We start from the raw sequence: 13,499 nt of genomic DNA on the forward strand, positions 1-13,499 counted from the left end.
GATGAACGTTCGAACCCACATGAGCATGCTCTTCCACCTGGACAAGTGCATCGGCTGCCACACCTGCTCGGTGGCCTGCAAGAACCTCTGGACCGACCGCAAGGGCGCCGAGTACATGTGGTGGAACAACGTCGAGACCCGTCCCGGGACCGGCTATCCGACGGGATGGGAAGACCAGGAGCATTACCAGGGAGGCTGGGTCTACGACGGCCGAGGCGAGCTCAAGCTGAGGCTGCATAGCAAGGCCCAGGGGCTGGCCCGGCTCTTTTTCAACCCCGTCCTTCCCGACCTCAAGGACTACTACGAACCCTTCACCTACCGCTACGGCGACCTCTTCTCCGCACCCGAGGGCGACGACCAACCCACCGCCAAGCCCATCTCGATGATCACCGGCGAAGAGATGGAGATCGAAACCGGCCCCAACTGGGACGACGACCTCTCGGGCTCGGACCTCTACGCCAGGAACGACAAGAACCTCGAGGGTCTTCCCGACGCGGTGCGCGCCCAGCTCGAGGAGATCGAGGGCGTGGTCTTCAACTACCTCCCCCGCATCTGCAACCACTGCCTCAACCCCGCCTGCGTCGCCGCCTGCCCCCAGGGCGCGATCTACAAACGGGGCGAGGACGGGGTGGTGCTGGTCAACGAGAACAAGTGCAAGGCCTGGCGCATGTGCGTCGCCGCCTGCCCCTACAAGAAGGTCTACTACAACTGGTCGACCGGGAAGAGCGAAAAGTGCATCCTCTGCTTCCCGCGGTTGGAGACCGGCCAGGCTCCGGCCTGCGCCCACTCCTGCGTCGGCCGCATTCGCTACATGGGGGTCTTGCTCTACGACGCCGACCGCATTCCGGAGGCGGCGATGGTGCCCGACGAGGAGCTGGTCGAGGCCCAGCGCGAGGCCATCCTCGATCCCTTCGACCCCGAGGTCATCGCCGCCGCCAAGAAGAACGGCATCAGCGATGATTGGATCAAGGCCGCCCAGGAATCGCCGGTCTACAAGTTCGTCAAGGTCTGGAAGCTGGCCCTGCCCCTGCACCCGGAGTTCCGCACCCTGGCGATGATGTTCTACATTCCCCCGCTCTCCCCGGTCATGGGGGTGATGGAGAACAAGACCCTCAACCTCGCCCTGGACACCAAGGGTCCGGAGTTCGAGCTCTTCAAGGATCTCTCCAAGGCGCGCATGCCGGTCAAGTACCTGGCCAACCTCTTCTCCGCCGGTCGCGAGGACATCATCGAGGAGATCCTCAAAAAGATGCTCGCGGTGCGCATCTACAAGCGGGCCCAGACCGTGGACGGCGCGCTCACCGACGAGGCCAAGGCGGCCCTCGCCGAGGTGGGCCTCGACGAGGCCACCGCGGAGGCGATCTACAAGCTCACCACCCAGCCCACCCTGGAAGAACGCTTCGTCATCCCGCCCTACCACCGGGAGGCGGCGATCGAAGCCTGGAAGGACCCCCTGGAACACAAGGGAGAGGTCGGGCTTGGGTTCCTTCAGCCGCCGGTGAGGGGGGAGTAGATGTACGCGCTCTTGGCGGACGCCTTCACCTACCCGCGCCCCGGCCTCCTGGAGCGCCTCCAAGCGGGTTTCGAGCGCGCCCCCCAAGGACCGGCGAGGAACGCCTTCGGGCGCTTTCTCAAGGCCGTCGAGGCCCTGGGGCTGCCGCGGTGGGAGGAGCTCTACACCGCGACCATGGACATGAACCCCAAGCTCGTCCCCTACATCGGCTACATGGTCTGGGGGGACAGCTACCGCAGGGGGGACTTCATGGCCGCGCTGAACCGGGAGATGCAAGGGCTGGGCATTGACCTGGAAGGCGAGCTCCCCGACCATCTGGTGCCCATCCTGCGCTACCTGGACCGCACGACGACGCCCCTTCCCGAGCTGATCGAGACGCTCGAGCCCGCGCTGGCCCGAATCAAAAAGGACCTCGAGGCCTTGGATCGGGAGAACCCTTACCGCCACCTCATCGAAGCCTTCCTACGCCTGGTGCCCAAACTGGAAAGGAGGCAGGCATGAACTGGAACGCGCTGCTCTTTGAAATCTTCCCCTACGTGGCGCTGGCGCTGGCGATCATGGTCACGATCTATCGCTCGATCTTCCGTCCCTTCACCATCTCCGCGCTCTCCAGCCAGCTACTCGAGCGCCGGCTCCTCTTTTGGGGCTCGATCCCCTTCCACTGGGGGATCACCCTGATCCTCACCGGCCACCTCCTGGCCTGGCTCTTCCCCGAGGCCATCCTCGCCTGGGACGGCCAGCCGCTGCGCCTCTACCTGCTCGAGGTCAGCGGCCTGGCCCTGGGGCTTTGGACCCTGGCGGGCCTTTTGATCCTGTTTTGGCGGCGCGTCAGTGTGGCCAAGGTCCGGGCCACGGCCACCGCGATGGACTACGTGGTGCTGCTCTTGCTCCTGATCTCGGTGGCCACCGGGGTCTACACCGCCTTGGCCTACCGCTATGGCAGCGCCTGGTTCGCCGGCGCGATGAGCCCCTATCTGGCAAGCATCTTCATCCTCCGACCCCGGCCGGAGCTGGTCGCGGACTTCCCCTTCGCCTTTCAGTGGCATGTGTTCAACTTCTGGCTGCTCCTGGCGGTCTTCCCCTTCTCTCGCCTGGTGCACCTCATCACCCTTCCCCTCGGCTACCTCTTCCGCCCCTGGCAGATCGTGATCTGGGTGCGTCGCCGTTTCGTCGGCGGCGAAGCCTGAGAAAGGAGCGATACATGATGAGCACCGAAGCCTTCAAAAAGTACCGCATCAAGTCCAACCCCAACGAAGCGCTGGTTGCGGCGACCATCGGGTTCTTCGTGGGCTTTGCGGCGGTCGCGCTCTTCAACGTCACCGCCAAGAACTTCAAGGAGGCCATGGGCCTGGACCCCATCCAGGTCGGCCTCTTGGTGGCCATGCCCATGCTTTCGGGCTCGCTGCTTCGGATCCCCTTCTCGGCCTGGGTGGACACCGACGGCGGGCGCAAGCCCATGCTCACGTTGCTCGGAATGTCGATCGTGGGGCTCCTGGGCCTGATCTGGATGATCGTCGCCTACTACCCCGACCGGCTGAGCGCCGGGCTCTATCCGCTCCTGCTCTTTTTGGGCTTCCTCGCCGGCTGCGGCATCGCCACCTTCTCGGTGGGCATCAGCATGGTCTCCTACTGGTTCCCCCAGCGTCGCCAGGGCTGGGCGCTCGGCACCTACGCCGGCGTCGGCAACCTGGCCCCGGGCATCTTCACCTTCCTCCTGCCCGCCGCCCTGGCCGCCTGGGGTCTCCTCGGGGCCTACACCGCGTGGACCGGACTCCTGGTGGCGGGGACGGTGATCTTCTACCTGATCGGCTACGGCGCCCCCTACTTCCAGCTCCTCAAGCAGGGGCTGCCCCCCGAGGAGGCCAAGGCAATCGCCCGTGAACTGGGACAGGAGATCTTCCCCGCCGGCTCGCTGATCGAAACCCTGGTGCGCTCGGCGGCCAACTGGCGCACCTGGGTGCTGGTCGCGCTCTACTTCACCTCGTTCGGCGGCTTCTTAGCCCTTACCGCGTGGCTGCCCACCTACTGGCGTGAGTTCTTCGACCAGCCGGTGCGCATCGCCGCCTACCTCACCGCCTACTTCTCGATCCTGGCCTCGCTGATCCGGGTCTGGGGAGGCTCGCTCTCGGACAAGATCGGCGGCGAGCGAACCGCGTTCTTGGCCTTCGGATCGGTTCTGGTCGGGGCGCTGGTGATGATGTTCGCGCACAGCTTCGTCCTCGCCTTCATCGGCGAGACGATCATCGGCTTCGGCATGGGGGTGGGCAACGCCGCGGTCTTCAAGATGGTCCCCTTCTACGTGCCCGACGCGGTCGGCGGGGCCTCGGGCTGGGTCGGCGGGCTCGGGGCCTTCGGCGGCTTCGTGGTCCCGCCCATCATGGGCTACTTCGTCAAAGCGTTCGGGGCGGCCAAGGGCTACCCCTTCGGCTTCATCACCTACGTCATCCTGGGCGCCTTGGCCCTGGCCCTGGTCTGGATCTTGGAGACCACCCGGCCCAAACAGCAGCCTGCCTAGCGACTTCCGGCCCGTCTAGGGACGCAGGGGGATGCGGTAGGCGAACGCATCCCCCTGCCCTATCCAAACCCCCCGCCAGGTCAGGGGCGCGAACACCCGGGGAGGCAGCGGTCCCTCGTAGATCGCCCGCGGCGCCTCCGCGCCGACGCCCAGGACGTAGTCGCCCGCCGGAGCGCCGAGCCGAACCCAGACCCCGGGAAGGACGACCCGCCGCCGGTCAAGGCGCACCCCGTCGGCAGTGCCGGCCCGATACCAGGCACCGCCGCGCCGGACGACGAGGACCGGCTCCACCCCTTGGGGAAGCTCGAAGACCCGCCGCACGCGGCCGGGGCCGGCCTCGAGCAAGCGTCGCTCGGCCACCAGCACCGCCACCGGAAAGGCGCTCTGGCCCTCGAGCACCCAACGGACGACCAATCCCCGGCCCGGCTTCAGGCTCACCGCGAGGGCAAAGGGCTCGAAGGCGAACTCCTGCACCGCGAGGTGCCGCGTACCCCGGCTCACGACCCAGACCCCCATGTGGGTCAGGCGGGGGTCGAGGAGGTTCTTGCGGTGGCCGGGGCTCTTGAGCCAGGCCGCGACCGCGCGCTCGGCGAAGTCCGCCGGCAGGGTTGGGGCGTCGAGCTCGAAGAGGTTTTCCGATACCTTCAGGGCGTAGAGCCCGGCCCCCCAAAAGCGTTCGTAAAACCCCAGCCCACCCGGCCTCAGGTGGCCGAAGTAGTGGGCTTCGAGCATGTCCTCGGCGTGGCGCCTTCCGGCCTCGGCGAGCCGCGCGTCCCAGGCCAGGGGCCGACGTCCATGCGCCACGCGGGCCTGGTTCGCGAGGTCGAAGACCGCCCGCTCAAGCGCCCCCTGGGCGCTGGAAGCGCTGAGCAGCGCCCACACCAAGAGCCAGAGGATCGCCCTCAACGCCCTGGCTTCAACGCGTAGCGCAACCGCCGCTCGAAGGGTTTGAGCGCGGCCAGCTCGGCGACCTGCTCGCGCCCTACGGCCTCCACCCGCGCCAGGGTCTCTTCCAGGCTGACGTAGCGCCCGGTGTAGACGTATTCCAACCCCAGGCCGAAGAGGCGGCGCATCGGAGTCTCCCCGGAGAAGACGATTCCGGTCTTGGTCCGGGTCTTGGCCCGCTCCAGCTCATCCTCGCTGGGGGGCTCGGTTTCAAGCCGCTCGAGCTCGGCCTCGAGAAGCTCGGCCACCTCGGCCGCGTTCTCCGGACGCGCCACGGCGAGGGCGTGGTAGCTGCCAAGCCCGTCGTTTTCCTCGTGCCCAGCCCCCGCGGTCTCGACCAGGCCTTTGTCCACCAGCGCCCAGTGCAGCCGGCTGCTGCCCGGGGCCCCCAGCACCTGGGCGAGGAGGTTTGCCGCGTAGCGCCGCTCGTCCTGGGCGGCGAACCCCGGCGCCATGACCAGCAAGTAGACCTGGGACGCACGCGGATAGGGCTCCTCGACCTCCGCCCGCACCGGTTCGAAGGACGGGTAGGCGCGGGGGGCCTCGCCCGCTTCCCAGGCCTCGGTCAGACGCGCCGCGGTCGCCACCGCCTGGTCCCAGTCCACCTTGCCGGCGAAGGCCAGCACCATATTTCCGGGGACGTAGCGGCGTCGGTGGTAGTCGGCCATCTGATCCCGGGTCAGGGCCTGGATCGTCTCCCGCGTCCCCAGGACCGAGTTACCGAGCGGGTGACCGCGGTAGTAGTGGCGCCTGGCCCGGTCGAAGGCGGTGAACTGGGGGTTGTCCTCGTAGAGGGCGATCTCCTCCAGGATGACCTTTTTTTCGGTCTCGAAGTCCTGCGGCCTGAGCGCGGGGCGCATCAGCTTGGAAAAGAGGGTGAGCAGCTCGGGCAACAGCTCGGGCAGCACCGCGCCGTAGAAGACCGTGTTCTCCTCCGAGGTAAAGGCGTTGTACTGCGCGCCAATGCGGTCGAAGGCCAGGTTCACCGCGTAGGCGTCCATGTCCGGCGGGCCCTTGAAGACCATGTGCTCGAGGAAGTGGCTCACCCCGGATTCCTCGGGCCGCTCGTCGCGGGCCCCGGTCTTGACGAAATATCCCATGGCCGCGGAGTGGGCGTTGGGGTTGATCTCCGCGATGACCCGAAGGCCGTTGTCTAGGATGGTTTCCTTGAACGTCATGCCGCACCCTCCGGTCCCAGCACGCCCTCCCAGGGGTCGGTGTAGGGACGCTCGCTCAAGAACGCGTTGAGCGCGTTTAAGCTGACCGCCTCGACCTTGGTCAGGATCTCGTCCAGCGACCGCGGCCGGCCCAGCAAAAAGAGGTCCCGGGCCAGCGAGGCCGCGCGCGCCTGGGCCGATTCCCCTTGCATCACCAGCGCGCTCTTGACCCCGATCTTGGCCCTTTCGAGCTCCTCCTCGCTCACACCTTCGGCGAGGCGGGCCAGCTCCCCCTTCAACACCCGGCGCGTCTCCTCCGCCCGTTCCGGGGTGGTCCCGGCGTAGGCCGCGAGGTAGCCCCAGCCCTTCACCGCGCCGGGGCTGGCGTGGACCGCGTAGACCAGGCCGCGCTTTTCCCGGACCTCGGTGAAGAGGCGGCTGGCCATCCCCCCGGAGAGCACCTGGGCCGCGAGCCGGGCGGCGTAGACCCGTGCGTCGTCCGGGGGCACGTCCTCGTAGTAGAGGCCGATCTGCACCTGGGCGGTGTCCTCGCGCCAGCGGTAGGTACCGCGTGGCCTGAGCACCGGGGCCGGCAGGGCGGGCCCTGCGCCGCCCCAGTCGCCGAACCAGCGCTCGGCGGCGGCGACGACCGCCTCTGGATCCAGCCCCCCGGCGACGGCGAGGATCGCCCCTTTGGGGGCGTAGCGCCGCCGGTGCTCCGCCTCGAGCAGCGACGGCGTGAGCCGCTTGAGGCTTTCGAAGCTGCCCTCGACGTTGCGGCCGTGGGGGCTTTCGAAGACCCGCTCCCGCAGCCGGACGAAGAGCTTTTTCGGGGGGTTGTCCTCGAGCCCCGCAAGCTCCTCCTCGACCGCGCGCCGCGCGGCCTCGAAGCCCGCCTCGGGCAGGCGGGGGCGCCGCACCAGGTCGGCAAAGAGCCCCAGCGCCGGCTCGAAGACCTCGGTCAGCATCGCCGCGCTGAAGGTCGTGTACTCGAGGCCCGCCGAGCTGCTGCGGCGCACCCCCAACGCGTCCAGCGCCTCGGCAAACGCCCGGGCATCGCGCTCGCCGGCCCCCTTCCAGAGCCAGCGCTCGAGCACCGCGTTGGCCCCTTCGTGCCCCTCGGGGTCGGTCGTCGCCCCGGCAGGGACGAGCAGATGAAAGGCCGCGCCGGGATGATCGGGCAGCCGCTCAATGGCGAGGGTCAGGCCGTTGGCCATACGGTGTTCGATGATCGTTCCCACGCAGGCCAGTATACGCGGGCGTAAGATGGGTTCAGGAGGTTAGAGATGAAAACGATTCTGATGCCCACCGACGGCAGCCCCTGCAGCGAGCAGGCGATCGAAAAGGGCCTGGAGTGCGCGGAGAAGCTCGGAGCCAAGGTGACCTTTCTCTTCGTCCTGGAAAACCCCTTGGAGGCGCTCTGGGTGGCCCCGGAGGCGGTGCCCTTCGCCTTCGAGCTCGAGGAGGAGCTCAAAAAGAGCGCCAAGGAGATCCTGGACAAGCTGGTCGAGAAGGCCAAGGCCCGGGGCATCGAGGCCGAAGCGGTCCTGAAGGAGGAGGTCAGCCCGGTACCGGCGATCGTGGAGATGGCCAAGGACTATGACCTGGTGGTGATGGGCACCCACGGTCGGCGGGGCCTGGACCGGCTGCTCTTGGGCTCGGTGACCGAGGGGGTGCTGCGCCAGGTCGAGACCCCGATCCTGGTCGTACGTTGCCGGCAGAAGTAGGCTAGAGCTCGCCCAGCGCGCGCACCATCTCCACCGCCGCGGCCACCGCGTCCGCGGCCTTGTTCCCGGCCTTGGTGCCGGCGCGCTCCAGGGCCTGCTCCAGGGTGTCGGTGGTAAGGACCGCGTTGATGATCGGGGTGCCCGTGTCCAGCTGGGCCTTCATCAGCCCCGCCGCGGACTGCCCGGCGACGACCTCGAAGTGGTAGGTCGCCCCGCGGATCACCGCCCCGATCGCCACCACCGCATGCACGTCCGGCCGTTCGGCGAGCCGCTTGGCGGCCAGCGGCAGCTCCAACGCGCCGGGGACGTGGACCACGATCAGGTCGGCGACGTCCCCGCCGAGCCGGCGGTAGGCCTCCACCGCGCCCTTTAAGAGCGCCTCGGTGACGTGCTCGTTGAAGCGGGCCACGGCCAGGCCCAGCCGCACCCCGCTGGCGTTCCAGTGTCCCTTGATCTCGCGCATGCCCTGCCTCCTTCAGTCCATCCAGTGGCCCAGCTTTTCCTTCTTGGTCTCCAAATAGCGCGCGTTGTGGGCGTTGTCCCCGGCGCGGAGCGGAACCCGCTCGACGATCTCCAGGCCGTACCCGGAGAGCGCCCGGATCTTGCGCGGGTTGTTGGTCAAAAGCCGGATCTTTTTCAACCCCAGGTCGTAGAGGATCTGGGCCCCGACCCCGTAGTCGCGCAGGTCCGGGGGAAAGCCCAGCGCGAGGTTGGCCTCCACCGTGTCCAAACCCGCGTCCTGAAGGTGGTAGGCCTTGATCTTGTTGACCAGGCCGATGCCCCGCCCCTCCTGGCGCAGGTAGACCAGCACCCCCCGCCCCTCCTCGGCGATCCGCTTCATCGCCAGGTCCCGCTGGAACCCGCAATCGCAGCGCAGGGAGTGCAGCGCGTCCCCGGTCAGGCACTCGGAGTGCATCCGCACCAACACCGGCACGTCCCCGCTGAGGTCACCCATGACCAGCGCGGCGTGCTCCTCACCGCTGGTCTGGTCGCGGTAACCGATGATCGTGAACTCGCCGTAGGCGGTGGGCAGCCGGGCCTCGGCCTCGCGGGTCACGAAGCGGTCCCCCTGCTCCAGGCGGTAGCGGATCAGGTCGGCGATGGTGGCGATCAAGAGACCGTGGCGCTCGGCGAAGCGCTCGAGGTCCGGCAGCCGGGCCATGCTGCCGTCGTCGTTCATGATCTCGATCAGCGCCCCAGCGGGAAAGAGCCCCGCCAGCCGCATCAGGTCCACCGCGGCCTCGGTGTGCCCGGCCCGGCGCAGCACCCCACCCTTGCGGGCGATGAGCGGAAAGACGTGCCCCGGCCGGCGGAAGTCCTGGGGGCCGGCCTCGGGATCGGCGAGCCGCTGGATCGTGCGGGCCCGTTCGAACGCGCTGATCCCGGTGGTAGCATCCGCGACGTCCACGCTGACGGTGAAGGCGGTGCCATGGGGATCGGTGTTCTTCTTCACCATCGGGGACAGCTTCAGGGCCTCGGCCCGCTCCGGGGTGAGCGCCACGCAGAGCAGGCCCCGGGCCTCCTTGATGGCGAAGTTGACCAGCTCCGGGGTGGCGAACTGCGCGGGAAAGATGAGGTCGCCCTCGTTCTCGCGGTCCTCGTCGTCCACGACGATGACCGGACGCCCAGCCTTGAGGGCCTCCAGGATGTCTTCGATCTTCGCGATCATCTCGCCTCCATCAAGCGCGCCAGGTAGCGCGCGAGCAAATCCACTTCCAGGTTGACCGGATCCCCGGGGGCCAGGTCGCCCAAGGTGGTGACCTCCAGGGTGTGGGGGATCAGGGTGACGTAGAAGGTCCGCCCCTCGACGCCGACCACGGTCAGGGATACCCCATCGATGGCAATCGAGCCCTTGGGGGCGACGTAGCGCTCGAGGCCCTCGGGGACCTCGACGTAGAGGTCCACCGCGCCCGGGCGCTTGGAAAAGCGCACGACCCGCCCCACCCCGTCGACGTGGCCGCTGACGAAGTGCCCGCCGAGCCGATCTCCGACCCGCAGGGCCCGCTCCAGGTTGACCCGGGTCCCCGCGCGCCAGCGCGGCGCGGTGCGCCGCACCGTCTCCTCGGCCAGGTCCACCGCGAACCACCTGTTCCCCAGCGCGACGACGGTCAGGCAGGGCCCGCTGACCGCGATCGAGTCCCCGATCCGGGTGCCCTCGAGCACCTTCTCGGCCGCGATCTCCACCCTCAGGTTCCCGCCGCGGCGATACGCCCGGCGGACCCGGCCGACCTCCTCAACGATTCCGGTGAACATCCGCCTCCTCCAATGGCTCGGCCTCGATCCAAAGGTCCTCGCCGACCGGCTCGCGCCCGAGGACCCTCAGCCTGGGCGCCGCGGCCAGGGCGGGACGGAACCCGGAAAAAAGCCCACGCCCCTCGCCGAGCAACCTGGGGGCCAAGAAGAGCGAGAGCCGGTCCACCTTCCCGGCCTTCAAAAACGCTCCTGCGAGCCGCGGCCCACCCTCGACGAGGAGGGCGGTAAGGCCCCGCGCGTAGAGCGCCTTGAGCGCCGCCTCGATCTTCACCCCCTCCTCGCCTTCGGGCAGACGGATCACCTCCGCCCCGGCGGCCTGAAGGGCCTCGACGCGCGCCTTCGGGGCGCCCTCCCCCACCAGGACGATCGCCCGGCCCCGCTGGATGAGCCGGGCGGTGGGCGGGGTGCGGGCCTTGGTGTCGAAGACCACCTTCCAGGGCTCGATCGGCGGCGGGGGCACCCGCATCCAGGAAAAGGGCCGCCAGTCGGGGTTCCTTACGTTGAGCCGGGGGTCGTCGGCGAGAACCGTGCCCACCCCCACCGCGACCGCCCCGCAGGACTGCCGGAAGGCGTGGCCCACGGCCCGGGCCTCGGGACCGGTGATCCAGCGGCTCTCGCCGCCCGCGTCGGCCACCCGGCCGTCCAGCGTGGCCCCGGCCTTGAGCCGCACGAAGGGCCGCCTCCGCTCCAGGGCGGTAAAGAAGGCCAGGTTTTGCGCCCGCACTTCGGCGTCCCAGCCGGCGTGGACCACCTCGACCCCCGCCGCGCGCAAGCGTTCGAGCCCGCCTTGGGCCTGGGGGTTGGGGTCCCGGGCCGCGACCACCACCCGCCGGACACCGGCCTGGATCAGGGCCAGGCTGCAGGGCGGGGTGCGGCCGTGGTGGTTGCAAGGCTCCAGCGAGACGTAGGCCGTGGCCCCGCGCGCCGCCTCCCCCGCCTCGCGCAGCGCGAAGACCTCGGCGTGGGGGGCCCCGGCGCGGGGATGGTAGCCCTCTCCCACCACCAGGCCATCCCGGACCAAAAGCGCCCCAACCAGGGGATTGGGATGGGTGTGACCCCTGGCCCGCTCGGCCAGGGTCAAGGTCTCGGCGAGGTAGCGCCGGTCGTCGTCACGCAGGAAATCGTTCAACAAAGAACCGCGGGCAGGCTTGCCCTTCACCTCCTTCTCCCATCCGGACTTTCACCGTCGGCCCCGGAGTTCCACCGGGTCGGGCCTCGATTCGAGGCTTCGCGGGCTTTCACCGCCGGTCGGGACTTCCACCCTGCCCCGAAGGAGGGGTCGTGCTTTGGGCGCCCATGGCGCCGGTTCGAGTTTAGCAGAGGAAGACAGGACGTTCATACCTTCCCTTACGCTTTTTCGCCGATCGCCAAAAAAGCGTTTAACATGGGGGTGTTGCCGGGCTCGGCGGGCAAACTTATACTGAGTCAAAGAAGGGCCCGGCCCGGGAGGTGGCCATGCCATTGGACTTCAGGCTGACCGAGGAACAGATCGAGTTGCAGAAGCTGGCCCGGCGCTTCGCCCGCGAGCAGGTCGCGCCGGCCGCCCGGGAGTACGACGAGCGGGAGGAGACCCCCTGGCCGCTGATCGAAAAGCTCTACGAGATCGGCCTCCTGAACATCGCCATCCCCGAAGCCCACGGCGGGCTCGGGCTGGGGATGATCGAGGAGGTGCTGATCGGCGAGGAGCTGGGCTGGGCGGACATGGGGTTTTACACTATCCCCATGGCCAGCGAGCTCGGCATCACCCCGGTGCTGCTCGCGGGCAGCGAGGCGCAAAAGGAGCGCTTTTTGAGGCCGCTGACGGAAAAGCCAGCGCTCGCCGCCTTCGCCCTCTCCGAGCCCGGCAACGGCTCGGACGCCGCCGCGCTCAAGACCAAGGCCGAAAAGCGGGGCGACGGCTACGTCCTCAACGGCACCAAGATGTGGATCTCGAACGCCGCCGAGGCGGACTGGATGGTGGTCTTCGCGACCTTTGACCCCGCGCTGCGGCACAAGGGGGTGGTGGCCCTGGTCGTGGAGCGCGACCGTCCCGGGGTGTCGTTCAACAAGATCCACGGCAAGATGGGCCAGCGCGCCGCCCCGACCTACGAGGTGGTGCTCGAGGACGTCGAGGTCCCGGTGGAGAACCGGCTCGGCGAGGAGGGCGAGGGCTTCAAGATCGCGATGCTCACCCTGGACAAGACCCGCATCCCGGTCGCCGCGGGATCGGTGGGGGTGGCCCGGCGGGCCCTCGAGGAGGCCGCGAAGTACGCCAAGGAGCGCGAGGCCTTCGGGCGTCCGATCATCGACTTCCAGGCCATTCAGTTCAAGCTCGCGGACATGATGATCGGTCTGGAGACCGCCCGCATGTACACCTATTACGCCGCCTGGCTCGCCGACCAGGACGACCCCCGGCACATCTACGCCTCGGCGATCGCCAAGGCCTACGCCTCGGAGATCGCCTTCGACGCCGCCAACGAGGCCATTCAGATTCACGGCGGCTACGGCTACGTCAACGACTTCCCGGTGGAGAAGCTGCTTCGCGACGTCAAGCTCAACCAGATCTACGAGGGTACCAACGAGATCCAACGGGTGATCATCGCCCGGCACATCAAGAAGAACATCCCCTAGCAGGGAAAGGAGGCAGGATGAAGTTCGTAGCGATCGTTCGACAGGTTCCCGACGGCGAGGCCAAACTGCGCGAGGAAGGCGGCAAGATCGATCTCTCCGGAGCGACGATGATCCTCGACCAGATGGACGAGTACGCGGTCGAGGAGATCATCCAGCTCAAGGAGGCCCACGGTGGCGAGGCGGTGGTCGTGGCCTTCGGCCCCGAGCGCACCAAGGAGGCGATCCGCACCGCCCTGGCAATGGGCGCGGATCGCGCGATCTTGGTTAAGCACGACGGCTACGTCGACCCCATCACCCAGGCCAAGGCGCTGGCCAAGGTCCTGGCGGAGGAGGCCCCGACGGTGGTCTTCACCGGGGGGCAGCAGGCGGACTGGGACAGCCAGGCCCTGGGGCCGGCGGTCGCCGAGGCCCTGGGCTGGCCCAGCGTGACCTGGACCACCGCCTTCGAGCTCGAGGGCGAGCAGACCGCGATCGCCCAGCACGACCTGGACGAAGGCGCGGAGCGGGTGCGGGTGCAGCTCCCCGCGGTCTTCACCACCCAGCAGGGGCTCAACGAACCCCGCTACCCCACGCTGCCGGGGATCATGAAGGCCAAGAAGAAGGAGATCAAGGAGATCGAGGCCAGCGACCTCGGCGTGGATAAGAGCAAGGTCGAGATCCTGCACCAGGAGATCGTCAAGATCGAACGCAAACAGAAGCTCCTCGATGGCACCAAGGAGCCCGAGAAGGCCGCCGAAGAGCTCGTCAAGCTGCTGCACGAGGAAGCCAAGGTCATCTAG

Annotated in this window: 14 protein-coding genes and 1 riboswitch; of the genes, 7 read left to right on the plus strand and 7 right to left on the minus strand. The window is 68.4% G+C overall.

What is annotated here, in order from left to right; genetic code table 11:
* Position 1: 1 nt before the first annotated feature.
* The 4 genes from narH to ACZ48Y_RS04275 are packed head-to-tail and all read left to right on the plus strand — an operon-like array spanning position 2 to position 4,028.
* Complete coding sequence (narH, locus tag ACZ48Y_RS04260; RefSeq protein WP_464742489.1) at positions 2 to 1,513, plus strand: nitrate reductase subunit beta; 1,512 nt, start codon at positions 2 to 4, stop codon at positions 1,511 to 1,513.
* The gene (locus tag ACZ48Y_RS04265) at positions 1,514 to 2,014 is read left to right on the plus strand and encodes a nitrate reductase molybdenum cofactor assembly chaperone (protein ID WP_464742491.1); all 501 of its coding nucleotides are present in this window, start codon (positions 1,514 to 1,516) and stop codon (positions 2,012 to 2,014) included.
* On the plus strand, positions 2,011 to 2,700 hold the full coding sequence (gene narI, locus ACZ48Y_RS04270; RefSeq protein ID WP_464742493.1) for a respiratory nitrate reductase subunit gamma: 690 nt from the start codon (positions 2,011 to 2,013) through the stop codon (positions 2,698 to 2,700). The genes ACZ48Y_RS04265 and narI overlap by 4 nt, the downstream gene beginning before the upstream one ends.
* A 14-nt stretch (positions 2,701 to 2,714) precedes the next feature.
* Positions 2,715 to 4,028, plus strand: coding sequence for an MFS transporter (locus ACZ48Y_RS04275; RefSeq protein WP_464742495.1), 1,314 nt, complete (start codon positions 2,715 to 2,717; stop codon positions 4,026 to 4,028).
* Between the two features lie 15 nt (positions 4,029 to 4,043).
* On the opposite strand, the gene ACZ48Y_RS04280 is transcribed toward ACZ48Y_RS04275, so the two are convergent.
* From ACZ48Y_RS04280 to ACZ48Y_RS04290, 3 genes are read right to left on the minus strand one after another with little or no spacing between them, the layout of a single operon-like run.
* Positions 4,044 to 4,934: a CAP domain-containing protein gene (locus tag ACZ48Y_RS04280; RefSeq protein ID WP_464742497.1), complete on the minus strand. Its 891-nt coding sequence runs from the start codon at positions 4,932 to 4,934 to the stop codon at positions 4,044 to 4,046.
* The gene (locus ACZ48Y_RS04285) at positions 4,931 to 6,151 is read right to left on the minus strand and encodes a M16 family metallopeptidase (protein WP_464742499.1); all 1,221 of its coding nucleotides are present in this window, start codon (positions 6,149 to 6,151) and stop codon (positions 4,931 to 4,933) included. Before ACZ48Y_RS04285 ends, ACZ48Y_RS04280 begins: the two co-directional genes overlap by 4 nt.
* A complete protein-coding gene (locus ACZ48Y_RS04290) occupies positions 6,148 to 7,347 on the minus strand; it encodes a M16 family metallopeptidase (RefSeq protein WP_464742816.1) in 1,200 nt (399 codons plus the stop codon). The genes ACZ48Y_RS04285 and ACZ48Y_RS04290 overlap by 4 nt, the downstream gene beginning before the upstream one ends.
* 69 nt (positions 7,348 to 7,416) lie before the next feature.
* On the opposite strand from ACZ48Y_RS04290, the gene ACZ48Y_RS04295 reads away from it, so the two are divergent.
* Positions 7,417 to 7,857 carry a universal stress protein gene (locus ACZ48Y_RS04295; protein ID WP_464742501.1) on the plus strand — a complete coding sequence of 147 codons (441 nt, stop codon included), beginning with the start codon at positions 7,417 to 7,419 and terminating at the stop codon, positions 7,855 to 7,857.
* A gap of 1 nt (position 7,858) precedes the next feature.
* Here ACZ48Y_RS04295 and ribH read toward each other — a convergent pair whose 3' ends face one another.
* From ribH to ribD, 4 genes are read right to left on the minus strand one after another with little or no spacing between them, the layout of a single operon-like run.
* Positions 7,859 to 8,320, minus strand: coding sequence for a 6,7-dimethyl-8-ribityllumazine synthase (gene ribH / locus ACZ48Y_RS04300; protein WP_464742503.1), 462 nt, complete (start codon positions 8,318 to 8,320; stop codon positions 7,859 to 7,861).
* Between the two features lie 12 nt (positions 8,321 to 8,332).
* Entirely contained in the window at positions 8,333 to 9,526 is a 1,194-nt protein-coding gene (locus ACZ48Y_RS04305) for a bifunctional 3,4-dihydroxy-2-butanone-4-phosphate synthase/GTP cyclohydrolase II (protein ID WP_464742505.1), read from the minus strand.
* Complete coding sequence (locus ACZ48Y_RS04310) at positions 9,523 to 10,110, minus strand: riboflavin synthase (RefSeq protein ID WP_464742507.1); 588 nt, start codon at positions 10,108 to 10,110, stop codon at positions 9,523 to 9,525. The genes ACZ48Y_RS04305 and ACZ48Y_RS04310 overlap by 4 nt, the downstream gene beginning before the upstream one ends.
* Complete coding sequence (ribD, locus tag ACZ48Y_RS04315; protein WP_464742818.1) at positions 10,091 to 11,227, minus strand: bifunctional diaminohydroxyphosphoribosylaminopyrimidine deaminase/5-amino-6-(5-phosphoribosylamino)uracil reductase RibD; 1,137 nt, start codon at positions 11,225 to 11,227, stop codon at positions 10,091 to 10,093. Before ribD ends, ACZ48Y_RS04310 begins: the two co-directional genes overlap by 20 nt.
* 39 nt (positions 11,228 to 11,266) lie before the next feature.
* Positions 11,267 to 11,389, minus strand: a riboswitch (FMN riboswitch).
* A gap of 176 nt (positions 11,390 to 11,565) precedes the next feature.
* On the opposite strand from ribD, the gene ACZ48Y_RS04320 reads away from it, so the two are divergent.
* Positions 11,566 to 12,720 (plus strand): acyl-CoA dehydrogenase family protein, encoded by a 1,155-nt coding sequence (locus tag ACZ48Y_RS04320; protein ID WP_464742820.1) that lies wholly within the window; start codon positions 11,566 to 11,568, stop codon positions 12,718 to 12,720.
* 17 nt (positions 12,721 to 12,737) lie between these two features.
* Positions 12,738 to 13,499 (plus strand): electron transfer flavoprotein subunit beta/FixA family protein, encoded by a 762-nt coding sequence (locus ACZ48Y_RS04325; protein WP_464742509.1) that lies wholly within the window; start codon positions 12,738 to 12,740, stop codon positions 13,497 to 13,499.

It is taken from the genome of Rhabdothermus arcticus (assembly GCF_055382915.1).